Source organism: Blastococcus sp. TF02-8 (assembly GCF_003319175.1).
Classification (GTDB): domain Bacteria; phylum Actinomycetota; class Actinomycetes; order Mycobacteriales; family Geodermatophilaceae; genus Blastococcus.
Genome location: NZ_QOHK01000003.1, coordinates 246,558 through 273,411 on the forward strand (window position 1 = coordinate 246,558; position 26,854 = coordinate 273,411).

19 protein-coding genes are annotated in these 26,854 nt (G+C 72.5%); 8 read left to right on the forward strand and 11 right to left on the reverse strand.

Annotation, left to right across the window (positions count from 1 at the left end):
• Positions 1-60: 60 nt before the first annotated feature.
• Positions 61-1,392: a crotonyl-CoA carboxylase/reductase gene (gene ccrA, locus DQ237_RS08250; RefSeq protein WP_113798986.1), complete on the reverse strand. Its 1,332-nt coding sequence runs from the start codon at positions 1,390-1,392 to the stop codon at positions 61-63.
• A 105-nt stretch (positions 1,393-1,497) separates the two neighbouring features.
• Positions 1,498-1,974: a methylmalonyl-CoA epimerase gene (gene mce / locus DQ237_RS08255; protein ID WP_113798988.1), complete on the reverse strand. Its 477-nt coding sequence runs from the start codon at positions 1,972-1,974 to the stop codon at positions 1,498-1,500.
• Positions 1,975-2,191: 217 nt separating this feature from the next.
• Here mce and DQ237_RS08260 point away from each other — a divergent pair, with 217 nt between their 5' ends.
• The gene (locus DQ237_RS08260; RefSeq protein ID WP_113798990.1) at positions 2,192-3,382 is read left to right on the forward strand and encodes an acetyl-CoA C-acetyltransferase; all 1,191 of its coding nucleotides are present in this window, start codon (positions 2,192-2,194) and stop codon (positions 3,380-3,382) included.
• A gap of 10 nt (positions 3,383-3,392) precedes the next feature.
• Complete coding sequence (gene meaB, locus DQ237_RS08265) at positions 3,393-4,415, forward strand: methylmalonyl Co-A mutase-associated GTPase MeaB (RefSeq protein ID WP_240619493.1); 1,023 nt, start codon at positions 3,393-3,395, stop codon at positions 4,413-4,415.
• Here the strand turns inward: meaB and DQ237_RS08270 are convergent.
• Positions 4,379-5,269 (reverse strand): MFS transporter permease, encoded by an 891-nt coding sequence (locus DQ237_RS08270; protein WP_240619494.1) that lies wholly within the window; start codon positions 5,267-5,269, stop codon positions 4,379-4,381. The genes meaB and DQ237_RS08270 overlap by 37 nt on opposite strands.
• Positions 5,266-5,757: a hypothetical protein gene (locus DQ237_RS08275; RefSeq protein ID WP_113798992.1), complete on the reverse strand. Its 492-nt coding sequence runs from the start codon at positions 5,755-5,757 to the stop codon at positions 5,266-5,268. The genes DQ237_RS08270 and DQ237_RS08275 overlap by 4 nt, the downstream gene beginning before the upstream one ends.
• A 116-nt stretch (positions 5,758-5,873) precedes the next feature.
• Between DQ237_RS08275 and DQ237_RS08280 the strand changes: the two genes are divergently transcribed.
• Entirely contained in the window at positions 5,874-7,358 is a 1,485-nt protein-coding gene (locus DQ237_RS08280) for an NAD(P)/FAD-dependent oxidoreductase (RefSeq protein ID WP_113799048.1), read from the forward strand.
• 17 nt (positions 7,359-7,375) lie between these two features.
• On the opposite strand, the gene DQ237_RS08285 is transcribed toward DQ237_RS08280, so the two are convergent.
• The gene (locus DQ237_RS08285; protein WP_240619495.1) at positions 7,376-7,867 is read right to left on the reverse strand and encodes a C40 family peptidase; all 492 of its coding nucleotides are present in this window, start codon (positions 7,865-7,867) and stop codon (positions 7,376-7,378) included.
• Between the two features lie 499 nt (positions 7,868-8,366).
• Here DQ237_RS08285 and DQ237_RS08290 point away from each other — a divergent pair, with 499 nt between their 5' ends.
• From DQ237_RS08290 to DQ237_RS08305, 4 genes are read left to right on the forward strand one after another with little or no spacing between them, the layout of a single operon-like run.
• The gene (locus DQ237_RS08290) at positions 8,367-8,894 is read left to right on the forward strand and encodes a MarR family winged helix-turn-helix transcriptional regulator (RefSeq protein ID WP_113799059.1); all 528 of its coding nucleotides are present in this window, start codon (positions 8,367-8,369) and stop codon (positions 8,892-8,894) included.
• Positions 8,895-8,933: 39 nt separating this feature from the next.
• A complete protein-coding gene (locus tag DQ237_RS08295) occupies positions 8,934-9,287 on the forward strand; it encodes a methylmalonyl-CoA mutase family protein (protein WP_240619496.1) in 354 nt (117 codons plus the stop codon).
• A 56-nt stretch (positions 9,288-9,343) separates the two neighbouring features.
• Positions 9,344-12,082, forward strand: a complete 2,739-nt coding sequence (locus DQ237_RS08300; protein WP_113799061.1) for a penicillin acylase family protein — start codon at positions 9,344-9,346, stop codon at positions 12,080-12,082.
• 32 nt (positions 12,083-12,114) lie between these two features.
• The gene (locus DQ237_RS08305) at positions 12,115-13,074 is read left to right on the forward strand and encodes a tetratricopeptide repeat protein (protein WP_205730117.1); all 960 of its coding nucleotides are present in this window, start codon (positions 12,115-12,117) and stop codon (positions 13,072-13,074) included.
• A gap of 10 nt (positions 13,075-13,084) precedes the next feature.
• Here DQ237_RS08305 and DQ237_RS08310 read toward each other — a convergent pair whose 3' ends face one another.
• The 6 genes from DQ237_RS08310 to DQ237_RS08335 all read right to left on the reverse strand — a co-directional run bounded on the left by DQ237_RS08310 (position 13,085) and on the right by DQ237_RS08335 (position 24,113).
• Positions 13,085-14,458, reverse strand: coding sequence for a neutral zinc metallopeptidase (locus DQ237_RS08310; protein ID WP_113799063.1), 1,374 nt, complete (start codon positions 14,456-14,458; stop codon positions 13,085-13,087).
• 38 nt (positions 14,459-14,496) lie between these two features.
• On the reverse strand, positions 14,497-15,882 hold the full coding sequence (locus DQ237_RS08315) for a neutral zinc metallopeptidase (RefSeq protein ID WP_240619497.1): 1,386 nt from the start codon (positions 15,880-15,882) through the stop codon (positions 14,497-14,499).
• 71 nt (positions 15,883-15,953) lie between these two features.
• Positions 15,954-18,794, reverse strand: a complete 2,841-nt coding sequence (gene glgB / locus DQ237_RS08320) for a 1,4-alpha-glucan branching protein GlgB (RefSeq protein ID WP_205730118.1) — start codon at positions 18,792-18,794, stop codon at positions 15,954-15,956.
• A gap of 55 nt (positions 18,795-18,849) precedes the next feature.
• The gene (locus DQ237_RS08325; protein ID WP_113799065.1) at positions 18,850-20,217 is read right to left on the reverse strand and encodes a hypothetical protein; all 1,368 of its coding nucleotides are present in this window, start codon (positions 20,215-20,217) and stop codon (positions 18,850-18,852) included.
• On the reverse strand, positions 20,214-22,034 hold the full coding sequence (gene treS, locus DQ237_RS08330) for a maltose alpha-D-glucosyltransferase (protein WP_113799067.1): 1,821 nt from the start codon (positions 22,032-22,034) through the stop codon (positions 20,214-20,216). The genes DQ237_RS08325 and treS overlap by 4 nt, the downstream gene beginning before the upstream one ends.
• A gap of 51 nt (positions 22,035-22,085) precedes the next feature.
• Positions 22,086-24,113 carry an alpha-1,4-glucan--maltose-1-phosphate maltosyltransferase gene (locus tag DQ237_RS08335; protein WP_113799420.1) on the reverse strand — a complete coding sequence of 676 codons (2,028 nt, stop codon included), beginning with the start codon at positions 24,111-24,113 and terminating at the stop codon, positions 22,086-22,088.
• 160 nt (positions 24,114-24,273) lie between these two features.
• On the opposite strand from DQ237_RS08335, the gene glgP reads away from it, so the two are divergent.
• On the forward strand, positions 24,274-26,823 hold the full coding sequence (gene glgP, locus DQ237_RS08340; RefSeq protein ID WP_113799069.1) for an alpha-glucan family phosphorylase: 2,550 nt from the start codon (positions 24,274-24,276) through the stop codon (positions 26,821-26,823).
• The last annotated feature ends 31 nt before the right edge of the window (positions 26,824-26,854 follow it).

The window sequence follows — 26,854 nt, forward strand, 5'->3', positions numbered from 1 at the left end:
GTGACACGCGGAACGGGGGTGCCCGGTGGGGCCGGCGCGTCGCCGGCCCCACCGGGGAGGTCACACGCCGCGGAAGCGGTTGATGGCGTCGATGTGCTTCTCGCGCTTCTCGGTGTCCTTGACGCCGAGACCCTCCTCGGGGGAGAGCGTGAGCACGCCGACCTTGCCCTGGTGGGCGTTCTTGTGGACGTCGAGGGCGGCCTGGCCGACCTCCTCCATCGGGTACACCTTCGACAGGGTGGGGTGGATCAGGCCCTTGTCGATGAGCCGGTTGGCCTCCCACGCCTCCTTGTAGTTGGCGAAGTGGGAGCTCAGGATGTTCTTCAGGTTCATCCAGAGGTACCGGTTGTCGTACTGGTGCAGGTAGCCGGTGGTCGAGGCGCAGGTGACGATCGTGCCGCCCTTCTTGGCGACGTAGACGCTGGCGCCGAAGGTCTCGCGGCCCGGGTGCTCGAAGACGATGTCGACGTCCTCGCCACCGGTCAGCTCACGGATCTTCTTGCCCAGGCGCTGCCACTCCTTGGGGTCCTGGGTGTTCTCGTCCTTCCAGAACTTGTACTGCTCCGCGGAGCGGTCGATGATCAGCTCCGCGCCCATCTTGCGGACGATCTCGGCCTTCTCCGGGCTGCTGACGACGCAGACGGGGATCGCGCCGCCGTTGAGCGCCATCTGGGTGGCGTAGGAGCCCAGGCCGCCCGAGGCGCCCCAGATGAGCACGGTGTCGCCCTGCTTCATGTGGGCGCCGTTGCGGCTGACCAGCTGCCGGTAGGCGGTGGAGTTCACCAGGCCGGGGGCAGCGGCCTCCTCCCAGGAGAGGTGAGCGGGCTTGGGCATGAGCTGGTTGCTCTTGACCAGGGCCATCTCGGCGAGGCCGCCGAAGTTGGTCTCGAAGCCCCAGATGCGCTGCTGCGGGTCCATCATCGTGTCGTCGTGGCCGGCCGGGTCCTCGAGCTCCACCGAGAGGCAGTGCGCGACGACCTCGTCGCCCGGCTTCCACTTGTTCACGCCCGGGCCCACGCGGAGCACGACGCCGGCCAGGTCGGAGCCCACGATGTGGTACGGGAGGTCGTGGCGCTTGGTGAGCTCGGAGACGCGGCCGTAGCGCTCGAGGAAGCCGAAGGTCGACACCGGCTCGAAGATCGACGTCCACACGGTGTTGTAGTTCACCGAGGAGGCCATGACGGCGACGATCGCCTCACCCGGGCCGAGCTCCGGGGTGGCGACCTCCTGCACGTGCAGGGACTTGCGGGGGTCCTTGTCCTTGGTGGGGATCCCCTCGAACATGTTCTGCTCGTCCTTGCGCACCACGACGGCGCGGTAGGACTCCGGCACAGCCAGGCCGCCCAGCGCGTCCAGCTGGTCGGCGAGGATGGCGTCCCTGATCTCGTTCACGCGTACTCCCGGGTCGTCTGCGGCCGTGGTGGCCGGGCTCGGAGGGCGGTGCTGTCGTGCGGGTGGGCAGATGTTACCGGTGGGTAACCGCCCGGTTCACTGCGGTCAGTGCGCGGGCGACGCGGCCGGCTCGACGAGCTCGACCAGGACGCCGCCGGCGTCCTTGGGGTGGATGAAGTTCACCCGGCTGTCGGAGGTCCCGCGCTTGGGGACGTCGTAGAGCAGGCGCAGGCCGCGCTCGCGCAGCGTCGCGCTCACCGCCTCGACGTCCTCGACCCGGAAGGCGAGCTGCTGAAGGCCCGGGCCCGAGCGGCCGATGAACTTCGCGATCGTCGACTCCGGCGTGAGCGGCGCGAGCAGCTGGATGCGGGTGTCGCCGTTCCCGACCGCGAGCATCGCCTCGCGGACGCCCTGCTCCTCGTTGGTCTCCTCGTGCACGGAGTGCACGCCGAAGGCCTGGGCGTAGAAGGCGATGGCCTCGTCCAGGTCCGGGACGGCGATGCCCACGTGGTCGATGGTGGTGAACAGCCCCGCGGGCAGGCCCGCGGCGGCGCTGGCGTGATCGGCGTCGTTGGTGGTCACGCGGGCATAGTGCCGTGAAGACGTCTGAGACGACAGCCGGAAGTGGTGCGCTTCACCTCGTCCGCGTGAACTCGGCCTGCCGCGGGCCGTCCCACCGTCCTATCCTTCCCCGCAAGGCCCGGCGCCGTGCCTGGTCGTGACCTGCCCGGTCGCGGCCGATCGCGGTGCGTCCCGACAACGTGGTCGCCACCGGCGGCGGCCCGCCACTGGAGGCAGCATGTCCCGCTCCGTCATCGTCAGCGGCGCCCGTACCCCGATGGGCCGGCTGCTCGGCTCGCTCAAGGACTTCTCGGCGGCCGACCTGGGCGGCGTCGCCATCAAGGCCGCCCTCGAGCGCGCCGGCATCTCCGGCGACCAGGTCGAGTACGTGATCATGGGTCAGGTCATCCAGGCCGGTGCCGGCCAGAACCCGGCCCGCCCGGCGGCCGTCAAGGCCGGCATCCCGATGTCGGTGCCCTCGATCACCGTCAACAAGGTCTGCCTGTCGGGCCTGTCCGCGATCGCCATGGCCGACCAGCTCATCCGCGCCGGCGAGTTCGACATCGTCGTCGCCGGTGGCATGGAGTCGATGACCCAGGCCCCGCACCTGCTCGCCAACTCGCGCACCGGCACGAAGTACGGCGACACCAAGCTGATCGACTCGATGGCGCACGACGGCCTCTCCGACACCTTCGACCAGGTCGCCATGGGCGTCCTGACCGAGCAGGCGAACAGCCGCTACGACCTGACCCGCGAGGAGCAGGACGAGTTCGCCGCCGCCAGCCACCAGAAGGCCGCCCGCGCCCACAAGGACGGCGTGTTCGCCGAGTCGATCACCCCGGTGCTCATCCCGCAGCGGAAGGGCGACCCGATCGAGTTCACCGACGACGAGGGCATCCGCGCCGACACGACCGCGGCGAGCCTGTCCAAGCTCAAGCCGGCCTTCGCCAAGGACGGCACGATTACCGCGGGCACCGCCTCGCAGATCTCCGACGGCGCCTGCGCGGTCGTGGTCATGAGCGCGGCCAAGGCCGCCGAGCTGGGCATCGAGCCGATCGCCGAGATCGGTGCGCACGGCGTCGTGGCCGGGCCGGACGCCACGCTGCAGAGCCAGCCGTCGCGGGCGATCCAGAAGGCCTGTGCCCGTGAGGGCATCGACCCCAAGGACCTCGACGTCGTCGAGCTGAACGAGGCCTTCGCCGCGGTCGGCATCGTGTCGACCCGGGAGCTGGGCATCGACCCGGAGAAGGTGAACCCGAACGGTGGGGCCATCGCCCTGGGTCACCCGGTCGGCATGAGCGGCGCGCGCGTCGTCCTCGACGTGGCGCTGGAGCTGCGCCGCCGGGGTGCCAAGGTCGGCGCCGCAGCGCTGTGCGGCGGCGGTGGGCAGGGCGACGCCCTGATCCTGCACGCACCCAGCAAGAACTGATCGACTCGGCGTGACCGACGGCACCGCCGTCCAGACCGACGCCCCCGCTGCCCCGACCGGGCGGCGGGGGCGCCGGTCCGTGGACGTCCCGACGCTGGTCGAGAAGGCCCGCGAGGGCGATGCGCGCTCGGTGGCCCGGCTCATCTCGTTGGTCGAGGACGCCAGCCCGGCGCTGCGCGAGGTGGCGGCCGCGCTCGCCCCGCACACCGGGCACGCCCAGGTCATCGGGCTCACCGGCTCACCCGGTGTGGGCAAGTCGACGTCGACGACCGCGCTGGTCCGGGCGCTGCGCCAGGCCGGCAAGCGGGTCGGCGTGCTGGCGGTCGACCCCTCCTCCCCGTTCTCCGGCGGAGCGCTGCTCGGCGACCGCGTGCGCATGCAGGACCACGCCGGCGACAGCGGCGTCTTCATCCGCTCGATGGCCTCGCGCGGGCACCTGGGCGGCCTGTCCTGGGCCACGCCCCAGGCGCTGCGGGTGCTCGACGCCGCCGGGTGCGACGTCGTGCTGATCGAGACCGTGGGCGTCGGGCAGTCGGAGCTGGAGATCGCCTCGCTGGCCGACACCACGCTCGTGCTCGTCGCGCCGGGAATGGGCGACGGGATCCAGGCGGCCAAGGCCGGCATCCTCGAGGTCGCCGACGTCTTCGTCGTCAACAAGGCCGACCGGGACGGCGCCGACCAGACCGTGCGCGACCTGCGCTACATGCAGTCCCTCGGCGGCCGGCACTCCGAGGCCGGGAACTGGCGCCCGCCGATCTGCCGGACCGTCGCGGCCCGCGACACCGACAACGGCGTCGACGGCGTGCTGGAGAAGATCGAGGAGCACCGCCGGTGGCTGGAGTCCACCGGTGAGGGACGCCGACGGCGCTCGGAGCGGGCCGCCCGGGAGATCGAGGCGATCGCCCTGGCCACCCTGCGCGAACGCATCGGGGACATCCGCGGCTCGGCCGCGCTCGAGGCGCTGGCCGGCCAGGTGGTCGACGGTTCGACCGATCCCTACTGCGCGGCGGACGAACTGCTCGCCCAGCTCTGATCCGCCGGCGCGGGCGCCGGGCGCCACCGGGCGGCCAGTCGCTCCCACGGCAGGATCGACAGGATCGCCACGCAGTGCGGCAGGAAGATGATCGTCACGCCGGCGAAGACCATCAGGTGGAAGCCGAGCAGGAACAGCACGAGCCCGATCCGCGCCCGGTCGGTGCGGACGAGCAGCATCAGCGGCGCGAGGAACTCCAGGCCGAGCATCACCCATTGCGCCGCCGAGAGCAGCCACGGCAGGTCGAGCGTCCAGTCCGACAGCGGCGTGCCCCGGCGCAGGACCGCGCGGGTGAGGGTCGACCCGGTGGGCCAGTCCCAGCCCCCGAACCGGACCTTCGCCCAGGCAGCGAGGAAGTACGTGAGCATGACCGTGACCAGCACGGCGGCCATCGCCCAGCCCGCCGCCTCCGAGCGCCGGCTGTCCTGCACGCGCGCCCGGCCGATCGTGGGCAGGACGGCGAGGGCGACGAGGAAGGCGATCCGGTCGTGGTCGACCTTGCCGTAGCTCATCGCGATGACCATCCACTCCAGGTAGAGGAGGAAGACGGCGGTGCCGAGGAGCCTCGGCGCGCGACCGGTGGCGGCGGCCAGCGCCGTGATCACCAGCGCCCACTGCACCAGGAGGACGACGGTGTGCGTCGGCGTCGGCAGGTGCAGCAGCCGCCCGATCAGCAGGGGGTCGTACCACTCGGTCGGGACGTCGGCGTGCGCCCGGACCCAGGCGGTGGTGAGGAAGACGTCGACCGGGACGAACAGGTAGGCGATGACCCGGAAGACGGCGATGCGCGCCAGCGGGACCGGCCGGAAGAACCAGCGGCTCAGCGCGCCCGTGGGCGCGGGGATGGTGGTCATGCTCCGTCGTCCTCCAGCACGTACTCGACCAGCACCCGGTCGGTGAACCGGCCGGTCTGCCGGCCGTCGACCAGCTCGTACCGCCGCTGCACCACCTGGACGGCCACGAGGTCGGGCGCCTGCGGGTGCCGCTCGACGTAGGCGTCGGCCAGCAGGCCCAGCAGGGCGGGGTCCTCCTGGACCCGATCGAGCTGGCCTTCGAACTCGGCGCGGCGCAGACCGACCTCGCCGCCCGACAGCTTGAGCTCCTCGCCCTCGGCGGTGAGCGCGACCGTGCGGGTGGAGACCACCGGCGCGTTCGGGTCGGCGCGGGTCGAGTACATGCGGAACGGGCCGAAGGGGAACTCGTCGTCGTCACCCCAGAGGCTGCCCGCGAGCAGCAGGGCGAGGACGACGCCGGAGGCGAGCAGCCGCCACGCGCGACCGGCCGGGGTCAGCCGCAGCGTCTCGGCGTCCGTCCGCGGGTCCGCGACGGTGGGGAGGGGCACGCCGGCCAGGGTAGGACCGGGGCGTGCCGGATCGGGCGATCCGTCGTCGCCGGGAGCCCCGCGTGGCCCACGGTCCCCAGCCGACACAGCGCCGTCGTCCGTGTGAGGATCGGACGATGAGCAGCGCGACGTCGGGCCGGCCGGATGCCGTCGTGGTCGGTGCCGGCCCCAACGGGCTGGCGGCGGCCCTGCGGCTGGCGGCGGCCGGGCTGCGGGTGCAGGTCGTCGACGCGGCCGAGAAGCCCGGTGGCGGCATGCGCACCGAGGAGCTGATCCGGTCCGGGTTCCACCACGACGTGTGCTCGACCGTGCAGCCCATGGCCGCGGCGGCGCCGTTCTTCCGGGAGTTCGACCCGGAGAGCCGGGGCGTGCGCTTCGTGCACCCGGAGATCAACTTCGCCCACCCGCTGGACGGCGGCCACGCTGCGGTGTCGGTCCGGTCGCTGGAGGAGACGGCGGCCCGCCTGGGGTCGGACGCGGGCGCCTACCGTCGGCTGTTCGAGCCGCTGGTCGAGCACGGCACGGACGTCATCGACTTCTTCCTCTCCAGCCGGCTGCGCACGCTGCCGACGAAGAGTGTTCCGCAGGTCACGAAGTTCGCGCTCACCGGGCTGCCCAACGTCAGCTGGCTCGCGCACCGGTACTTCGACACCCCCGAGGCGCGCGCACTGCTCGGCGGTGCTGCGGCGCACGGGATGCTCGACCTCAGCCAGCCGCTGACCTCCGCGCTCGGGATGCTGCTGGCGATGCTGTCCCACCACGCGGGCTGGCCGCTCATCGAGGGCGGGTCGCAGAAGCTGGCCGACGCGATGGTCACCGCACTGGAGCAGCAGGGCGGCGAGGTGGTCACCGGCCACCGGGTCACCGACCTGCGGGAGTTCGAGGGCGTTCCGGCGGTCCTGCTCGACACCACCCCCGAGGACTTCGTGACCATGGCGGGGGAGCGCCTCAACGAGGGCTACCGCCGCTGGGTGCGTCGCTACAAGCACGGCGCCGGCGTGTTCAAGATCGACTGGATCCTCTCCGAGCCGGTGCCCTGGACCAACGCCGAGGCGCGCCGGGCCGGCACCCTGCACGTCGCCGGAACGCTGGAGGAGACGATCGCGGGGGAGCGGGCACCGAACCAGGGGCGGCTCACCGACAAGCCCTACGTGCTGGCCGTCCAGCCGACCGTTCCGGACCCCACGCGGGCGCCCGACGGCGGGCACATCTTCTGGGCCTACGTGCACGTGCCGCACGGTGCCGACGTCGACATGACCGGCCCGATCGAGGACCAGGTCGAACGCTTCGCGCCGGGGTTCAAGGACACGATCCTCGAGCGGCACACGAAGAACGCCGTCCAGATGGAGCAGTGGAACCCGAGCTACCTCGGGGGCGACATCTCCAACGGCCAGGCCACGCTGCGGCAGATGCTGGCCCGTCCGGTGCCGCGGTGGAACACCTACCGGACGCCGGTGGCGGGCGTGTACATGGCGTCCTCGGCCACCCCGCCGGGGCCGGCCGTGCACGGCATGTGCGGCGACCTCGCCGCGCGGACGGCGCTGCGTGACGTGTTCGGCCTGCGGCACGTGCCGCCGCTGCGGCCGGCGCCCGCCGCGTAGCGGGCGCCGGTCGCGCGTCAGGCGATGCGGCGGGCGGTGTTGTAGCCCTCCATGTCGACGGTCGTGTACTCCACGCCCGTCGACTCGGTGCCGGCGTGCACGATCTGGCCGTCGCCGACGTAGATCCCCACGTGGCTGATCGGCTCGTAGTAGAAGACCAGGTCACCGGGCTGCAGGTCGGCGCGGGCGACCGGGGTGCCGACCGTGGCCTGGTCCGCGCTCCGCCGCGGCAGCTCGATGCCGGCGGCGCGGTAGGCGTGCAGGGTGAGGCCCGAGCAGTCGTAGGAGTCCGGACCCTCGGCGCCGTACTCGTAGGCCTTGCCGACCTGTGCGCGGGCGTCGTCGACGGCGGCCTGGGCGGCGGGGGTCGGCGCCGGGGCCGAGGTCGCGGCCGGTGTGGGCTCCGCGGCCGACGCGGTCGCGGGCGACAGCGTGAGGGTCAGGGTGGCGGCGGCGCCGGTGAACAGGCCGGCGCCCAGGCGGCGCAGGGTCGGGCGAGTGGTCACCACGAGGTGGCTCTCCTTCCGTTCGCCCGCCGCGGTGCGGGCACGGCGCGGCACACCTCGGCGCGGGGACGGGTGCGTGCGGCTGCGCTCGCTCCACCGGGCGGGCCCTCGATCGGGGCGCACCGCACCGGGCTGCGGCGGTGCCGTCCCGGGGTCACCCTCCTCGGGCGACGACCACCCGGCCGGCTCCTCCACCGTAGGAAGGGGGCGACCAGGTCTCAACCCGGCGGTCGCCATGTCGGGGTGTCGAGGAGTCGACATGTCGCGCGGAGCCTGGGAATACGCGCCTCGCCATGCGGTGCGTCACACCTGTTCCGGCCCCGTTGCGCCAGAGCGCACGAAGGACGGCGCCGGTAGCGACGCTCGTGCGTCACCGGGCAGTGCGAGCGCGGTGGCGATGCGGGCGACCAGTGCGACCCGGTCGTGCAGGTCCGCCGCGCGCCTGTGCGCACGAGCGCGATCCGAGAAGGTCGGGATGGTGCCGACCGGTAGCGTCCGCGGAATGGTCCGACCGCTGGGGCTGCCGTTCGACCCGATCGAGCGCGCCGGGGAGACGTGGGAGAAGCACTTCGGGCCGTCGTCGGCCATGCGGGCGGCGACCTCGGTCTTCCGGGTGCAGCAGATCCTGCTCGCGCGCTTCGACGAGGTGCTGCGCCCGCTGGAACTCACCTTCGCCCGTTACGAGGTGCTGGTCCTGCTGACCTTCAGCCGCCTCGGCGAGCTCCCGCTCAAGGTCATCGGCAGCCGCCTGATGGTCCACCCGACCAGCGTCACCAACGCCATCGACCGGCTGGTGGCCGCCGGCTACGTGGATCGCCGTCCCAACCCCGCCGACGGCCGCGGTGTCCTCGCGGCGATCACCGAGCGGGGTCGCGCAGTCGTGGAGGAGGGGACCCGCGCCCTCACCGCGATCGACTTCGGCCTCGCCGACCTCGGGAAGGGTGACCACGAGGCGCTGTTCGACACCCTGCGGCGCGTCCGACTCGGAGCGGGCGACGTCGCTCCCGCGGGGCAGGACACACCGGGGTGACCGTCGACACACGATAGTTGGACGTCCTACTATCTCGGCATGGCCCAGGACGCGCGGCAGCGGTGGCAGCAGCGGTACGACGCGGCGCTGGCCGCCGGGCGGGTGCGCGACGCCGACTTCACGACCCTCTCCGGCACCGAGGTCGCGCCGGTCTACGGGCCGGCCGACGAGAGCGCGGTCGAGAACTTCGAGCGGATCGGCTATCCGGGGGAGTTCCCCTTCACCCGGGGGCTGCACGCCACCGGTTACCGCGGGCGGGCGTGGACCATCCGCCAGTTCGCCGGCTTCGGCAACGCGAAGCAGACCAACGAGCGCTACAAGATGATCCTGGCCGAGGGTGGTGGCGGCCTGAGCGGCCCGCGCGCTTCTGACCGATCCCGCGCGGGGCCGTAACCGGGTAGGTGTGTCGTCGTTCACACAGCAACATCCCCGGACCCGGGAGGTCGGCTGTGCGACGGATCGCGACGGTGCTGGCGGCAGGAGCGGTCGTGGTCGCGGGAGCGGTGCCCGCGACCGCCACTCCGACCGAGCCCCCGGTGGACCAGCCGGGGGTGCGCAACGTCCTGCCGCCCGGCCAGTCGGGGGGCATGACCCTGCCGGCTGCCGCGGGCGCGATCCTCGGGGACCCGGCCGGACGGGCAGCGGTCGACGGCCGGAACGCCCCGGAGAACTTCGCCGACCAGCTCGAGATGTACGACGCGCTGAACCACGCCGACCTCGGCGCGCTGACCGAGGGGTCGCTCGGCGACTTCTACAAGGACGCGCGGCTCACCCTCACCGACGACGAGGCGGTGAGCGTCGACCGCCCCAGGGACGGCGTGGTCATCCGTCGCGACGAGTTCGGCGTCCCCTACATCGAGGCGGACACCCGCGAGGACGCCGCATGGGCCTCGGGGTACGCCGGCACGGTCGACCGGATGTTCCTCATGGACGTGCTGCGGCACGTCGGTGCGGCTCGGGCCGCGGAGTTCCTCGGCCCGAGCCCGGAGAACATCGCGATGGACCAGGAGCAGCTGCGCACCGCCTTCTACACCGAGGAGGAGGCGGCGGCGCAGGTCGAGGAGGTCGCCGCCCGCCACGGCGAGGAGGGGCAGCGGCTGCTCGCCGCGGCCGACGCCTTCATCGCCGGCATCAACGCCGCGCAGCAGGAGCTCTGCCCCGGACTGGTGCTCGGCCCCGCGTGCCCGGTGGAGTACGCCGCGCTGCAGCGGACGCCCGAGCCCTGGGACCGCGCCGACGTCGTCTACATCGCCTCGCTGGTCGGCGGCATCTTCGGCAAGGGCGGAGGCGCCGAGTACGCCAACGCCCGGTGGCTCCAGCAGCTGCAGGAGCAGTTCGGCCCGGAGGAGGGGCGCCGGATCTTCGACGACCTGCGCTCGGCGGACGACGCGGACGCGCCCACGACGTCGTCGGAGCCGGCCCCCTACGGCGGTGGCCCGGTGGCCCCCGAGAAGCCCGGCGTCGCGCTGCCCGATCCGGGCGGCCCGACCGCGCCGGGGACCGGAGCCGACGCCGGCGGGGCTGGCATCGCGCTGCCGTCGCTCGGCTCCCTGTCCGGTCGCCTGTCGCCCGCGCCGATGCGCATCACCGGCCCCTTCGGAACGCTCGACCTGGCCGAGGTGGGCAACGGCATGAGCAACGCCGCCCTGATCTCCGCCGACCGCAGCGCCGACGGGCACCCCCTGGCCGTCTTCGGTCCGCAGACGGGGTACTTCGCCCCCCAGTTGCTGACCGAGCAGGCGGTCGTCGCGCCGGGGATCCGGGCACGGGGTGTCTCCTTCGCGGGCACGAACCTCGTCGTCCAGCTGGGCCGCGGGGTCGACTACGCGTGGTCGGCCACCAGCGCCAACAGCGACAACGTCGACACCGTCGTCGTCCCCCTGTGCGACCCGTCCGGAGGACCGGCGACGGTCGAGTCCGAGGGGTATCTCGCCGACGACGGCCGCTGCGTCGCGATGGACAGCCGGGTCCACGAGGAGGTGGCGCTGCCGACGCTCGGTGGGGCCGGTGCCCCGCGGGTCCTGCGCTTCTCCGTGCTGCGCACCGAGGACGGCATCGTGCAGCTGCGCACCACCGCCGGTGGCCGACCGGTGGCGGTCGCGACCCAGCGCAGCACCTACCAGCGGGAGCTGGACTCGGTGATCGGCTTCGAGCGGTTCGGCAACCCGGAGTACGTGCGCGACGCCGGCAGCTTCCAGGAGGCGGCCGCGGCCATCGACTACACCTTCAACTGGTTCTACGCCGACGACCAGGACATCGCCTACTTCTCCTCGGGGCGGCTGCCCGTGCGCGCCGAGGGCACCGACCCGCACCTGCCTCGCTGGGCCGGCGCGCAGTGGGACTGGCAGGGCTGGCTGCAGCCCGGCGAGCACCCGCAGCAGGTGAACCCGCCGGCGGGCTTCCTCGTCTCCTGGAACAACAAGCCGGCACCGGGCTGGGCGGCGGCCGACGACGGCTGGGGCTGGGGCCCGGTGCACCGCAGCCTGGCGCTCTCGGACCGGATGACGGCGCTCACCCGGGACGGCGGCGTGACGACGCCGGACCTGGTGGCCGCGGTGCAGGACGCCGCAACCGTGGACTCGCGGGCGTTCTACACGTTGCCGGCCCTGCTCGACGCGATCGGCGCGGACCCGCAGCTGGCGGAGGCGACGGCGCTGCTGCGGGACTGGCAGCGGCGCGGCGCCCACCGGATCGACCAGGACCGGGACGGCGCGTACGAGGACCAGGCCGCCGTCGCCCTGTTCGACGCCTGGTGGGAGTCGACGGCCGACGACGGCACCGTCAGCTCCGCGGCGCACGACCTGCTCCGCGGAACCCTCGGCGACCTGGTCACCGAGCTCCCGCAGCGGCTCGACGACCACCCGCGTCAGGGGCTGGGCTCCTCCTGGAACAACGTGGCCTGGTACGGCTACGTGGTGGACGAGCTCCGGCACGAGGGCGACTGGTCCCGCTCCTACTGCGGTGGTGGGGACGCCGCGACCTGCCAGGAGGACCTGCGCGCCTCGCTGCGGGCGGCGGTGCAGCGGGTGCTCGCCGAGCAGGAGGTGTCCTCGGTGGCGGAGCTGACCTATGACAAGCACCTGGACGACATCCGGGCGACGGCGACAGGCGTCGTCGGCGTCCGGGACATCGACTGGCAGAACCGGCCGACGTTCCAGCAGGTGGTGCACTTCACCGGCGGCAGGTGAGGCGCGCGGGGCGGGGTGGGATGATCGAGGTCATGCAGCCCACCCGTCCCGGACGTCCCGACCCGCGTGCGCAGGCCCAGCAGGCGCAGATGGCCGCCGCGATGGCCGGCGCCGTCGACCTGGCCGCCGTGAAGGCCCGGTCGGAGGCCGCCGCCCGTGCCCAGGCCGCGCCGCCGCCGAGCGCGTCGGCCCCCGCCGGTGCTCCCGGGGGCGCGGTCGTCGACGTCACCGAGGCGACCTTCCAGGCCGAGGTGCTCGACCGGTCCTTCCAGGTCCCGGTGGTCCTGGACCTCTGGGCCGAGTGGTGCGGGCCCTGCAAGCAGCTCTCCCCGGTGCTGGAGCGGCTCGCCGTCGAGGGCGGCGGCTCGTGGGTGCTGGCCAAGGTCGACGTCGAGGCCAACCCCGCGCTGGCCCAGGGCCTCCGGGTCCAGGGCATCCCCGCGGTCAAGGCGGTGTGGCAGGGCCAGCTGGTCGCCGAGTTCACCGGCGCGATCCCGGAGGAGCAGGCCCGCCAGTTCGTGACCGAGCTGGTGCAGGCCACCACCGGTGGCGCGGTTCCCGGGAGCGAGCCGCAGGAGATCGAGGACCCGCGCCTGGACGCCGCCGAGGCCGCGCTCGAGCGCGGTGACCTCGCCGCCGCCGAGGCCGCCTACCAGGCCATCCTGGCCGAGGAGCCCGACCACCCCGACGCCGGCATCGCGCTGCGCCAGGTCCAGTTGTTCCGCCGCGCCGAGGAGGCGGGACCGGATGCCCTGGCCGCCGCCGACGCCGCGCCCGGCGACGTCGAGGCGCAGACCCGCGCCGCGGACTTCCTGCTGGGCACCGGCAACATCGAGGCGGCGTTCGACCGGCTGCTCGACGTCGTGCGGAGCACCGCCGGTGAGGACCGCGACCGCGCCCGGCAGCACCTCGTGGAGCTGTTCGGGATCGTCGGTGACCAGGACCCGCGGGTCGGCGACGCCCGCCGTCGGCTGATGGCCGCCCTGTTCTGAGCCCAGCGGGTCAGACGCCGACCTCGCACGCCCCGGCGCCCTCGACGAACCCGCTCCGGAAGATGTCGACCAGCTGGAAGCCGGACAGCTCCGCGGCGCCCAGCACGTCCTCCTCGACGCCGTAGGTGAGCAGGAAGAGCACGCTCTCGTCGAGGTCGCCCGGGGAGACGCGGACGTCGGGTACCTGCCGGTTGAACACCTGGGCGCTGAACCAGCCGGTGAGGCAGACCGCGGATCGGATCGCGTCGGGGTCGGCGGGATCGAGGCCCAGCTGGTCCCGGGCGCCCAGCGCGTAGGGGACGGCGATGGCGGTGGCCACCGCGTAGTCGCCCAGCTCGTACGCGTCGTCGGTGAGGTCCTCGTCGTAGGCGACGACGTTGCCGTCGGCGCAGTAGACCAGCGCGCGGTCCGAGGGTGCGCAGTCGGGCGCGGAGCCGGTGAACGGCTCGATCGGCGGGGCCGCGAACTCCGCGTCGAAGACGTCCCGGAACGCGCGGTCCCAGAACGCCGGCAGCGCCCGGTCCACCAGCGACACCAGCTGCTCGTAGGGCGCGTTGCCCTGGGTGAGCAGGTCGGCGTCGCTGAAGGTGCCCTGCGTGAAGACCCGGGTCGGCCCGAACCGGTCGCGGCACGCCTCCGGGCCGTCGTCGAAGCCCTCCTGGAAGGCCGACACCCGGTCGAAGTAGGACCCGTGGGCCGACTGCTCGCGGGGGCTGGTGCCGACCGGGTCGCGCAGCAGGAAGTAGCCGCGCAGCACGGCGTCGAGCTCGCTCTCCCGCAGCTGCGAGTGCTCGGCGCGCCCGTCGGCGACCCAGGCCCCCCACGCACCGGCGTAGCAGTCGGCCTGCGTCTCGGTCCCGATCGAGGAACCGGGGGAGCCGGCCCGGGCCTGGACGGCGTGCCCGTACTCGTGCGCCATGACCAGCGCGGGGAGGAAACGGCCGTACTCGTCGGCCAGCTCGGCGAGGAACGCGCGGTCGTAGGTGATGGAGTCCGAGTGCGAGGTGTTCGGCGCCTGGCAGTAGAAGGCGTTGTTCTCCGCCTCGCGCGGGTCCGTGCCGCAGCCCACCCCGTCCGGGAATTCCCCGCGCCGCAGGTCCCCGGGGTCCACGCTGAAGTAGCCGCCGGTCAGCGGCTGGAAGTCGGGGCCGAAGACGTCCGGGAACTGCTCGCTCCAGAACGTCTGCAGGTCGGCGAGCGCGTCCTGCGCGAGCACGTCGACGGGGTCGCCGGTCGCTCCGGTCACGCTGATGTCGCCGGGGGGCGCGCCGGCCGGCGCACGGCCGGCCGGGGTCGGGGCGCCGACCACCACCACGCCACAGCCGCTGAGCAGGCAGCCGAGCGCCAGGCTCGCGACGACGGACAGCAGGCCGGGCCGGGTCATGGGTGCTCCATCGCCGTCCTGGGAGCGGCGCAAACCCGTCAGCCGGCCAGGTCGCATCCCTGCGCACCGTCGAGGAACCCGCTGCGGAACGCGCCCACCAGTTCGAAGCCGGAGGCGTCCAGGTCGGGGAACACGCGGTCGTCGACGCCATAGCGCAGCAGGAACTGGACCGCCTCGTCGATGTCTCCCGGACTGATCTCCGCACCCACCAGGCCGGTGAACGCATCGGCGAACCACTGCGCCTCGTACCAGCCGGTCATGCACACGGCCGATCGGGTGGCCGCGGCGTCGTCGACCGACAGCCCGGCCTGATCGCGCACGGCCAGGGCGTAGGGGAGGGACAGGGCAGTGGTCAGGGCGAAGTCGCCGATCTCCTCGTAGGCCGGGACGGCGAGGGCGTCCTCGTCCACGAAGACCGTGTCGTCCTCCCGGCAGAAGCCGAGATCGCGGTGGTCGAGACCCGCGCAGCCGGAGGAGCTGCCGGACCCGGCGAGCTCGGGCGGGACGAACTGGCCGCCGAAGACGTCCGGGAAGACGCCGTCGTAGAAGGCGGGCAGCGTCGTCGAGGCCCACTCCACGATGCTGTCGTAGTCGGCGTTGCCCTGGCCGGCCACCTCCCGCGGATCGAACCGGGCAGCGGTGAACAGCCGGTCGTCGCCGAAGGCGTCGCGGCAGGTGTCCAGACCGGACTCGTAGCCCTCGTAGAACGCCGACACCCGGTCGAAGAAGGAGCCGTGGGCGGCGGGGTCGCCCGGGTCGGTGCCGACGTCGTCGCGCAGCAGCAGGAAGCCGCCGACCACGTCGTCGAGCTCGGGCTCCCGCAGGGACAGGTGGGTGGCCTCGCCGTCGGCCACCCAGCGGGTCCAGGCGCCGGCGAAGCAGTCGGCCTGCGTCTCGTCGATGATGTTGCGGCTGGCGAACCCGAACCGGTTCTGCATCGCGTGCCCGAACTCGTGCGCCATCACCACCGGCACCAGGAACCGCCCGTAGTCGTCGGAGAGCTCCTGGAGCAGCGTGCGGTCGTAGGCGATGGAGTCGCAGACCGGGTCGTAGAACGCGTTCCCCGCGACGTCCTCGGGGTCGGTCGGGGAGCCGTCGCACCCGATGCCGGTGTCGGGGTAGAGATCGTCGTCGATCTCCTCGGAGTCCACCGAGAAGTAGCCGCCCTCGAGCGGGCTGTACGGCTCGCCCCAGTGCTCGGGGTAGGCCTCCTGCCAGAACGCGCCGAGGTCGGCCAGGGCGTTGCGGGCGGTCTGGTCGATCGGCGTCTCGCTGGCCCCGACCACCGGGAACTCGTCCACGGTGACGTCGACCGGTCCGGATCCCGCGGGGGAGGCCCGCCCGCGCACCGTCTCGGTGGCGCACCCGGCCACGAGGGCCGCGACCAGGACGAGGGGAGCGGCCCGGCGCAGCAGCGGGGTCATGCCGTCAGCATGCCCGGTGTCCGGACCTGCGACCAGCCTCCGGCCCCGCGCGGGGCCGGAGGCGGTGCGGATCAGCCTTCGTGCTGGAACCAGACGGTGCCCAGCGGCGGCGCCGAGATGGTCGCGGAGTACGGCTGGCCGTGCCAGGGCTCCGCCACCGCTTCGACCCCGCCGAAGTTGCCGACGCCGGAGCCGCCGTAGCCCTCTGCGTCGCTGTTGAGCACCTCGCGCCACTGGCCGGGCCGGGGGAGCCCGATCCGGTACTCGTGGTGCGGGGAGCCGGAGAAGTTGACGACGCAGGCGAGCGCGGAGCCCGCCGGTGCGGTGGCCGCCTCGTCCTCGTCGGCCGTCGTGGCCGGCAGGGCGGGGGTCGGCGCCTTCCCGTACCGCAGGAAGGACAGCACGTTCCCGGAGGCGTCGTTGGCGTCGATCCACTGGAACCCGGCGGGATCGACGTCGAGCGACCAGAGCGCGTCGAGCTCCCGGTAGCGGGCGTTGAGATCGGTGACCAGCTGCAGGATCCCCCGGTGCGCCGGGTCGTCCAGGTGCCACCAGTCCAGCGAGCGGCTCTCGGCCCACTCCGAGTCCTGGGCGAACTCCGAGCCCATGAACAGCAGCTGCTTGCCCGGGTGGGCCCACATGTAGGCGAGGTAGGCACGCACGTTGGCCAGCTGCTGCCACCGGTCGCCGGGCATCTTGCGCAGCAGCGAGCCCTTGCCGTACACGACCTCGTCGTGGCTGATCGGCAGCACGTAGTTCTCGGAGTAGGCGTAGTGCATCGAGAACGTCAGCTGGCCGTGGTGGTAGCTGCGGTAGACCGGCTCGCGCTCGACGTAGGCCAGCGAGTCGTGCATCCAGCCCATGTTCCACTTGAAGCCGAAGCCCAGGCCACCGAGGTGCGTCGGCCGGGTGACGCCCGGCCAGGCCGTCGACTCCTCGGCGATGGTGACGACGCCCGGGTTCTCGCGGTACACGGTCGCGTTGAACTCCTGGAGGAACGCCACGGCCTCCAGGTTCTCCCGGCCGCCGTACTTGTTGGGCAGCCACTCCGAGCGCGAGTAGTCCAGGTAGAGCATCGAGGCGACCGCATCCACGCGGATGCCGTCGACGTGGAACTCCTTGCACCAGAACAGGGCGTTGGCGACGAGGAAGTTGCGCACCTCGGAGCGGCCGAAGTCGAAGACGTACGTGCCCCAGTCCAACTGCTCGCCGCGGCGCGGGTCGCCGTGCTCGTACAGCGGGGTGCCGTCGAAGCGGGCCAGCGCCCACTCGTCCTTGGGGAAGTGGGCCGGCACCCAGTCGACGATGACGCCGATGCCCGCGCGGTGCGCCCGGTCGATCAGGTAGCGCAGGTCGTCGGGGGTGCCGAACCGCGAGGTGGGGGCGTAGTAGGACGTGACCTGGTAGCCCCAGGAGCCGCCGAAGGGGTGCTCGGCGAGCGGCATGAACTCGATGTGGGTGAAGCCGGCCGCGACGACGTAGTCGACCAGCTCGTCGGCGAGCTCGCGGTAGGACAGGCCCTGCCGCCACGAGCCGGCGTGCACCTCGTAGACGCTCATCGGGCGCTCGTGCCAGCCGCCGGCGGCGCGGTCGGACAGCCACTCGTCGTCGCCCCACTCGTAGGTGGACTCGGTGACGATCGAGGCGTTCAGCGGCGGGACCTCGGTGGCGAAGGCGAGCGGGTCGGACTTCTCCCGCCACACGCCGTCGGCGCCGAGCACGTGGTAGCGGTAGCGGGTACCGGCCTGGGCACCGGGGATGAAGATCTCCCAGACGCCGGAGGACCCGAGGTGCCGCATCGGGTAGGCGCGCGCCTCCCAGTAGTCGAAGTCGCCGGTGACCTTCACGCCCTGCGCGCTGGGCGCCCAGACGGCGAAGGAGACGCCCTCGACGGTGCCGCGCGGGGTCTCGTAGCGCCGCACGTGCGCACCGAGCACCTCCCACAGCCGCTCGTGCCGGCCCTCGCGGATCAGGTGCTCGTCCAGCGGGCCCAGGGTGGGCAGCCAGCGGAACGGGTCGTCGACGGTGTGCGTGGTGGTGCCGCCCTCGCCGTCGCCGTAGACGACCTCGATGCGGTAGTCACCGGGCTGGGAGGGGAGCGCCGCCTCGTAGATCGCCCCGGCGAGCAGCTCGCGCATCTCGTGGCGACTGCCGTCCTCGTCGAGGACGGCCACGGAGACGGCGTCGGGGCGCAGCGTGCGCACCGCCCAGCCATCGGCGGTGCGGTGGGCGCCCAGGATGCGGTGCGGGTCGCGGGACCAGCCGTCCATGATGGCCCGCAGGTCCTCCTCGGAGAACTCCTCGATCGCCTCGTCCGGTGAGGCATCCGCGGTCGTGCCCCCAGTCGGAGCCGTGGCCCCGGTCGGAGCCGTGCCGGTCGGCGGGACCGGTGCCGCAGGCTCCGCGGACCCGTCGGAACCGGCGGGGGCCGACGCGTCCTCGGGAGCGCGGGGGGCCGACGGCTCGGCGGGGTCGGGGTCGGGTGCCACCGGCTGGCCGGCGGGCGCACCGGTGCCGTCGCCGGGCTCGGCGATCGGGGCGGGTGCCACGACCGGGTTGGCGGTGGTCTCGGTGTCGTCGCCGCCCGGCTGCGGCGTGGCCTCGGTGGCCGTCGGCGCGGCCGCGGCCTTCTTCGCGGTGGCGCGCCGGGCGGAGGTCGCCTTGGCCGCCGTCGCCTTCTTGGCCGGGGCCGCCTTCTTCGCGGCCGGAGCCTTCTTCGCCGGCGCCTTCTTCGCGGGGGCGCCGTCCTCGGCGGTGGCCTTCTTGGCGACCCGCTTGCGCGTGGCGGGGGAGGCGTTCACCGGGGGCTCGCTGCCGGCGGCCGCCTCGGCCTGCGCGACCTTCTCCTCCACGGCGCGCTGCAGATCGTCCTTGCTCTGCACAGTGTTCTCGCCTCGGTCGTCGGTCGTCATCGTCTCGCCGTCCTCGTCGCTTCTCGTCTGCCCTGGTCCGTCGCGCGCCGATGTCTCAGTCGCGGTCGGCGATCCTGGACAGCGACTGGAGCGGGATCATGAGCCAGTGCGGACGGTTCCTCGCCTCGTAGACGCACTCGTAAACCGCCTTGTCCGCCTCGAACGCCCGAAGGAGTGGTGATTCCCCGCACGGGTCGAGGCCGCTGGCCTCGGAGTAGCCGGTGCAGAAGGCGAGGCGGTTCCGGGCCGCCCACTCCTGGGCGCGGTAGGCGCGCTGCGGGTCCTCGGGCTGCTCGACCAGCATGTGCCGGGCGGCGTAGTCGAAGCTGCGGAGCATGCCGGCCACGTCGCGCAGCGGGCTGTCCAGCTCCCGCCGCTCGGCCAGCGGGCGGGCGGGCTCGCCCTCGAAGTCGAGGATGATCCAGCCGGTCGCGGTACGCAGCACCTGTCCGAGGTGGAGGTCGCCGTGCACCCGCTGCCGGACGACCGGCTCCTGGCTGTCGGCGACGGCGGCGTAGAGCGCCCGCAGGCCCTCGGCGTACTCCTCGAGCTGCGGCACGACCTCGATCGCCGCGTCCAGCCGCTCGGTCATCTGCCGGGCCACCGTGGCGTACCACTCCGGGGCCGCCGGCTCCGTCGGCAGGGCCCGGGCCATGTCGGCGTGCACGGAGGCGGTCGCCGCGCCGAGCCGCTCGCTGTCGGCGGCGAAGTCGCCGCCGACCTCGTCGGCGTGCAGGTCACCCTCGGCGTAGAGGTCGCGCACGCTGGCCGTGGCCAGTCGCCAGCCGTCGCTGGCGTTGGGCACGAAGGTCTGCAGCATCGCGACCGTGGCCGGGTCGCCGCCGTCGGCGTCGTCGACCTCGATGTACCCGAGCAGCGGGGCGATGTGCTCGTTGTCCGTCTGCCGCAGGGCGTCGTGGATCTCGACGTCGGGGTTGAGCCCCGGCTCCAGCCGGCGGAAGAGCTTGAGGATCGCCTCCTGGCCGTAGACCAGCGAGGTGTTGCTCTGCTCGGTGGACACGATGTCGCCCGGCAGCCCCTCGGGGATGTGGCCCTCGGAGGCGGGCGAGAAGCGCATCGGCCCGATCGACGAGCCCTGGGCGAGGTGGATCAGCCAGGGCAGCGTCGAGTCCCGGTCGCGCATGGCGTCGTAGGCGTAGGACTCCCGCCCCTCGTTGGCGACCGCGCCGACGAAGGCGCTCTCCAGCTCCTCGGCCTTGTGGTCGCGCCAGGACAGCGGCACCAGGTACGTCTCCTGCGCGCCGTCCCGGTAGGAGATGCGGACGCGGTGCACCGACAGCACCGGGTTGCCCCGGTCGAGGAAGAAGCCGTCCTCGGTGACGTCGGCCCACTCCCGCCCCTTGCCGCCGAACCACCGCTGCTGCGGGATCCACTCCTGGAAGAGATCGGTGAGTGCCTTCATCGGGTGCCTCCGGACTCGTCGCTCGGGGTCTCCTCGGCGGCGCTGACCACGCCCGCGGCCAGCAGGCTGTCGGCCACGGAGCTGGAGGTGGCGCTCGCCCAGTCCTCGGTCTCCTCGGTCACCGGCTCCGTGGGCTTGGACAGCTCGAACCAGTAGAAGCCGTGGCCGGCGAGGGTGAGCATGTAGGGGAGGACGCCGATCTGCGGGAACTCCACCCGACCGGTCAGCTCGACGGGCGTGTAGCCCTCGAAGCGCCGGAGGTCCAGCTCGACCGGCTGCGGGAACCGCGACAGGTTGTTGACGCACAGCACCACGTCGTCGCCGAACTCGCGGACGAAGGAGAGCACCGTCGGGTTCCGCGAGCCGATCTCGGCGTAGCTGCCCAGCCCGAAGGTGGGGTGCTGCCCGCGGACCTGGATCATCCGGCGCACCCACTGCAGCAGCGAGTTGGTGTTGCGCAGCTGCGACTCGACGTTGGTGACCTGGTAGCCGTAGACCGGGTCGGCGTTCAGCGGCAGGTACATCCGCTGGGGGTCGGCGCTGGAGAAGCCGCCGTTGCGGTCCGGGGTCCACTGCATCGGGGTCCGGACGCCGTCGCGGTCACCGAGCCAGATGTTGTCGCCCATGCCGATCTCGTCCCCGTAGTAGAGGACCGGCGACCCCGGCAGCGACAGCAGCAGCGCGTTGAACAGCTCGAGGGTGTTGATGTCGTTGTCCAGCAGCGGTGCCAGCCGTCGGCGGATGCCGATGTTGGCCTTCATGCGGGGGTCCTTGGCGTACTCGGCCCACATGTAGTCGCGTTCCTCGTCGGTGACCATCTCGAGCGTGAGCTCGTCGTGGTTGCGGAGGAAGACGCCCCACTGGCAGTTGTCCGGGATGTCCGGCGTCTGCGCCATGATCTCCGAGATCGGGAAGCGCTGCTCCCGGCGCACGGCCATGAACAGACGCGGCATGACCGGGAAGTGGAAGGCCATCTGGCACTCGTCGCCGTTCTCGCCGAAGTACTCGACGACGTCGGCCGGCCACTGGTTGGCCTCGCAGAGCAGCACCTTGTCGGCGTAGTTCTCGTCCACGACCTTGCGGACGTGCTTCAGGAACTCGTGGGTGCGCGGGAGGTTCTCGCCGTTGGTCCCCTCCTCCTCGAAGAGGTAGGGCACGGCGTCGAGCCGGAAGCCGTCGACGCCGAGGTCCAGCCAGAACCGCAGGGCCTCGATGATCGCCTCCTGCACCTTCGGGTTCTCGAAGTTGAGATCCGGCTGGTGGGAGAAGAATCGGTGCCAGAAGTACTGCTTGCGCACCGGGTCGAAGGTCCAGTTCGAGCTCTCGGTGTCGACGAAGATGATGCGGGCGTCGGCGTAGCCGGTGTCGTCGTCGGCCCACACGTAGAAGTCGCCGTAGGGGCCCTCGGGGTCGCTGCGGCTGGCCTGGAACCAGGGGTGCTGGTCCGAGGTGTGGTTCATGACGAAGTCGATGATCACGCGCATGCCGCGGGCGTGGGCGGCGTCCAGGAAGTCCTGGAAGTCCTGGATGTCACCGAACTCCGGCAGCACCGCGGTGTAGTCGCTGACGTCGTACCCGCCGTCGCGCAGCGGCGAGGCGAAGAACGGCGGCAGCCACAGGCAGTCGACGCCGAGCCACTGCAGGTAGTCCAGCTTGTCGATCATCCCGCGCAGGTCGCCGACGCCGTCGGCGTTGCTGTCGGCGAAGCCCCGGACGAGGACCTCGTAGAAGACCGCGCGCTTGTACCACTCGGGGTCCGTACCGGGCGGGGGGAGGGCGGAGCGGGTGGCAGGGGAGTCGGGGACGGGGACGGTCATCGACGCGTATGCCTCGTTCGGGGTCGCAGGTGCGGTCGGGGGAGGACCGGTCTATTCGACCGGCGGGGGGAACTGCACGGGCCGCGGGAAGCTGATCCCGAAGACGTGCGCCGGCTCCCGGTAGGGATCGAGCTCGACGTAGTTGAACTGGCCCCAGTCGTACCGGGCGCCGCTGAGCTCGTCGGTGACCGCGAATCGCTCGTGCCAGTCCAGACCGAGCGTCGGCAGGTCCAGCGCCGTCGTCCCGATCTGGGTGTTGTGGCTCGACAGGTTGACGACGACGAGGACGGCGTCGTTCGAGCCCGGGTCGGTCTTGGTGAAGCAGAGGAGGTTCGGGTTGTCCACCGAGTGGAACCGCAGCGTGCGCAGCTGCTGCAGCGCCGGGTGGGCACGCCGGATCTCGTTGAGCCGCTTCAGGTACGGGGCGAGGCTGCGACCGCTGGCCTCGGCACCCGCCCAGTCGCGGGGGCGCAGCCGGTACTTCTCGCTGTCGAGGTACTCCTCGCTGCCCGGCTTGACGGCGACGTGCTCGAACAGCTCGAACCCGGAGTAGACGCCCCAGGTCGGGCTCAGCATCGAGGCCAGCACCGCGCGGATCTTGAACATCGGCGGGCCACCGAACTGCAGCGACTCGTGGAGGATGTCCGGCGTGTTCACGAAGAAGTTCGGCCGCATGTAGTGCGAGTTCGTCGCCAGCTCGCGGCCGTACTCCTCGATCTCCTCGCGCTCGGTGCGCCAGGTGAAGTACGTGTAGGACTGCGTGAACCCGATCCGGGCCAGCTGGTGCATCATCGCCGGGCGGGTGAACGCCTCGGCCAGGAAGAGCACGTCGGGGTCGGTCTTCTTGACCTCCCAGATCAGCCAGTGCCAGAAGTTCAGCGGCTTCGTGTGCGGGTTGTCCACGCGGAAGATCCGGACGCCGGCGTCCATCCAGTGCCGGACCACCCGCAGCACCTCGGCGTAGATGCCCTCGGGGTCGTTGTCGAAGTTGACCGGGTAGATGTCCTGGTACTTCTTCGGCGGGTTCTCCGCGTAGGCGATCGTGCCGTCGGGCTTGGTGGTGAACCACTCCGGGTGGGCCTGCACCCAGGGGTGGTCGGGCGCGGCCTGGAGGGCGAGGTCGAGGGCGATCTCCATGCCGAGCTCGCGGGTGCGGGCCACGAAGGCCCGGAAGTCCTCGAGCGTGCCCAGCTGCGGGTGCACGGCGTCGTGCCCGCCCTCGGCGCTGCCGATGGCCCAGGGGGAGCCGACGTCGTCCGGGCCGATCTCGTGCGGGTTGCCGCCGGGGAACTGGGCGGTGTTCGGGCCCTTGCGGTTGACCGTGCCGATCGGGTGGATCGGTGGCAGGTAGACCACGTCGAAGCCCATGTCGGCGATCGCCGGCAGGCGGTCGGCCGCGGTGGTGAACGTGCCGTGGGTGGGCACCCCGCCGACGACCGGCCCCTCCGAGCGCGGGAAGAACTCGTACCAGGAACCGTAGAGCGCCTCGCGACGGTCGACCCACACCTCGTAGCGGGGCGACTGCGTGACCAGCTCGCGGACCGGGTGCTCGTGCAGGTAGCGCTGCAACCCGGCGGCGAGCGCCGGGGCGATGCGCACGGTCAGCTCCTGCGAGGTGTCCCGCAGCGAGGCGGCGGCGGACGTGACCCGCTCGCGCCACTCCGCATCGGCCTCGGCGGCGACGCGCTCGAGCAGCCGGGCCCCCTCCTCGAGGTCGTTGGCGAGCTCGTCGGCGCCCTGGCCGGCCTCGACCTTGACCTCGACGGCGTGCTTCCAGGTGGCCAGCGGGTCGCTCCACGCCTCGACGCGGAACGTCCACAGGCCCTCGCGGTCGGGCACGACGGTGGTGAGCCAGCGGTCGGGCTCGGGTGGCAGCTTCGCCATCCGGAGGAACGGCTCGTCGGTGCCGTCGGGTCCGGTCCACACGACGTTCGCGGCGACGGCGTCGTGGCCCTCGCGGAACACGGTGGCGGTGATCGGCAGGTGCTCGCCGACGACCGCACGGGCCGAGAACGTCCCGCAGGACACGACAGGGGCGACATCGGTGATGCCGAGGCGGAGATCAGCGCGGCCAGTCATCACGCGCCACGCTACTGAGCTGCCGCCTCACCAGCATCTCGGCCGATGATCTGCCCCTCCCGCCTCACCCGATGGGGCTGCGGAACGCGGCGTTGCGGGCGGATGAAGAGTTCTCGACGACGCCCTGACGAACGGCCCGGGTCTCGTTAGTCTCGGCCGGGTGCGAGCTCTCCGACGTTTCACCGTCCGCGCGGCTCTGCCGGAGCCGCTCCTGCCGCTGAGCCAGCTGGTGATGAACCTGCGCTGGTCCTGGCACCCCGAGACCCGGGACCTCTTCGAGTCCCTGGACCCGGCGCTGTGGCAGCGCTGCGGCGGTGACCCGGTGCGCGCGCTGGGGGAGGTGTCGGCCGAGCGACTGGCCCAGCTGGCCGCCGACCGCCGGTTCGTGCGGCGGCTGACCGACGCCGTGGACGACCTGGAGGAGTACCTCGCCACGCCGCGCTGGTACCAGTCGCTGGGCGCGGAGGCGCCGCAGACCATCGCGTACTTCTCCGCGGAGTTCGGCATCACCGAGGTGCTGCCGCAGTACTCCGGCGGCCTGGGGATCCTGGCCGGTGACCACCTGAAGGCCGCCTCGGACCTCGGCGTCCCGCTGATCGGCGTCGGGCTGCTCTACCGGGCCGGCTACTTCGCCCAGGGTCTGTCCGCCGACGGCTGGCAGCTCGAGCACTACCCGTCCCTGGACCCGCACGGGCTGCCGCTGAAGCTGCTGCGGCAGTCCGACGGCACCGCCGTCGTCATCTCCGTGCCGCTGCCCGAGGGGCGGACGCTGTACGCGCACGTGTGGCGGGCCCAGGTGGGCCGGGTGTCGCTGCTGCTCCTGGACAGCGACATCGAGGAGAACGCCCCCGCGGAGCGGCTGGTCACCGACCGGCTCTACGGCGGCGACGAGGACCACCGGCTCCGCCAGGAGATGCTGCTGGGCGTCGGGGGCGTGCGGGCGCTGCGGGCGTACTGCTCGCTGACCGGGACCCCGATGCCGGAGGTCTTCCACGCCAACGAGGGCCACGCCGGCTTCCAGGGCGTGGAGCGGATCCGCGAGCTGACCGAGGCGCACGGGCTCTCCTTCGCCGAGGCGCTGCAGGCCGTGCGGGCGGGCACCGTCTTCACCACCCACACGCCCGTGCCGGCGGGTATCGACCGGTTCCCGAAGGCGCTCATCGAGCGCTACTTCGCCGGCTTCGGCGTGCCGCTGGAGCACCTGCTGCCGCTGGGGGCGGAGGAGGACCCGTCGAAGTTCAACATGGCGCACATGGGCCTGCGGCTGGGGCAGCGGGCCAACGGGGTCAGCCAGCTGCACGGGCACGTCAGCCGCGGCATGTTCAACGGCCTGTGGCCGGGCTTCGACGAGGGCGACGTGCCGATCGGCTCGATCACCAACGGCGTGCACGCGCCCACCTGGACCGCCCGGGAGCTCCTGGACATGGGCACCCAGACGACCAGCCAGGGTGACCCGGTGCAGGTCGACGGTCCGGTGCACTTCGACGGCGTCGACCGCATCCCCGCCGGGGACCTCTGGGCGGTCCGGCGGACGCTGCGCGGGCGGCTGGTCGAGGAGGTGCGGCGGCGGATCCGCGAGACCGCGCTCTCGCGTGGGGCCAGCGAGGCCGAGATCGGCTGGACCGAGACCGCCTTCGACCCCGACGTCCTCACCATCGGTTTCGCCCGCCGGGTGCCGTCCTACAAGCGGCTGACCCTCATGCTGCGCGACCCGGAGCGGCTCAGGGCGCTGCTGCTGGACCCCGAGCGCCCCGTGCAGCTGGTCATCGCCGGCAAGAGCCACCCCGCCGATGACGGCGGCAAGAAGCTGATCCAGCAGATGGTGGCCTTCGCCGACGACCCGGAGATCCGGCACCGGATCGCCTTCCTCCCCGGCTACGACATCGGCATGGCGCGCTACCTGTACTGGGGCTGCGACGTCTGGCTGAACAACCCGCTGCGCCCGCTCGAGGCGTGCGGCACCTCCGGCATGAAGGCGGCCCTCAACGGTGGGCTGAACCTCTCCATCCGCGACGGGTGGTGGGACGAGTGGTTCGACGGCCAGAACGGCTGGGCGATCCCGACGGCCGACGGCGTGCAGGACCCCGACCGCCGCGACGAGGTGGAGGCGCGGGCGATCTACGACCTGCTGTCGACCCAGGTGCTGCCGCGCTTCTACGAGCGCGACCGCGACGGCGTCCCCGGCCGCTGGGTGGAGATGGTGCGGCACACGCTGCGCGAGACCGGCCCCAAGGTGCAGGCCACCCGCATGGTCCGCGACTACGTCCGCGACCTGTACGTGCCGGCGGCCGGGTCGGCCCGCACGATGGCGGCCGACGGCTACGCCCCGGCGCGGAGCGAGGCGTCGTGGCGGTCGCACCTGCTGCACCACTGGCACGACGTGCGGGTCGCCCACGTCGAGGCGACCGGCGCCAAGGACACCCCGGAGATCGGTTCGACCCTGGCGCTGCGGGCCGAGGTCGAGCTGCCGGGGCTGCAGCCCTCCGACGTGGAGGTGCAGGCCGCCTACGGGCGGGTCGACGACGCCGACGGTCTGCACGAGGTCACGACCGTGCCGATGCAGCACGAGCACACCGACGGTTCGCGGCACTGGTTCACCGCGACGGTTCCACTCGAACGCACCGGCGCGTTCGGCTACACGGTGCGCGTGCTCCCGTACTCTCAGTACCTCGCCGATCCGGCCGAGCTCGGTGTGGTGAGCACGGCGTGAGCGCGACTCATCCCGCACTCCGGTCACGCCT

What these genes read in the sequence shown, in the direction of transcription:
- DQ237_RS08290 (WP_113799059.1), top strand. Translation starts at nt 8,367, where the DNA reads ATGGTCCGACCGCTGGGGCTGCCGTTCGACCCGATCGAGCGCGCCGGG.
- DQ237_RS08295 (WP_240619496.1), top strand. Translation starts at nt 8,934, where the DNA reads ATGGCCCAGGACGCGCGGCAGCGGTGGCAGCAGCGGTACGACGCGGCG.
- DQ237_RS08280 (WP_113799048.1), top strand. Translation starts at nt 5,874, where the DNA reads ATGAGCAGCGCGACGTCGGGCCGGCCGGATGCCGTCGTGGTCGGTGCC.
- DQ237_RS08310 (WP_113799063.1), bottom strand. Translation starts at nt 14,458, where the DNA reads ATGACCCGGCCCGGCCTGCTGTCCGTCGTCGCGAGCCTGGCGCTCGGC.
- DQ237_RS08305 (WP_205730117.1), top strand. Translation starts at nt 12,115, where the DNA reads ATGCAGCCCACCCGTCCCGGACGTCCCGACCCGCGTGCGCAGGCCCAG.
- DQ237_RS08325 (WP_113799065.1), bottom strand. Translation starts at nt 20,217, where the DNA reads ATGAAGGCACTCACCGATCTCTTCCAGGAGTGGATCCCGCAGCAGCGG.
- DQ237_RS08260 (WP_113798990.1), top strand. Translation starts at nt 2,192, where the DNA reads ATGTCCCGCTCCGTCATCGTCAGCGGCGCCCGTACCCCGATGGGCCGG.
- DQ237_RS08335 (WP_113799420.1), bottom strand. Translation starts at nt 24,113, where the DNA reads ATGACTGGCCGCGCTGATCTCCGCCTCGGCATCACCGATGTCGCCCCT.
- DQ237_RS08270 (WP_240619494.1), bottom strand. Translation starts at nt 5,269, where the DNA reads ATGACCACCATCCCCGCGCCCACGGGCGCGCTGAGCCGCTGGTTCTTC.
- glgB (WP_205730118.1), bottom strand. Translation starts at nt 18,794, where the DNA reads ATGACGACCGACGACCGAGGCGAGAACACTGTGCAGAGCAAGGACGAT.
- DQ237_RS08315 (WP_240619497.1), bottom strand. Translation starts at nt 15,882, where the DNA reads ATGACCCCGCTGCTGCGCCGGGCCGCTCCCCTCGTCCTGGTCGCGGCC.
- treS (WP_113799067.1), bottom strand. Translation starts at nt 22,034, where the DNA reads ATGACCGTCCCCGTCCCCGACTCCCCTGCCACCCGCTCCGCCCTCCCC.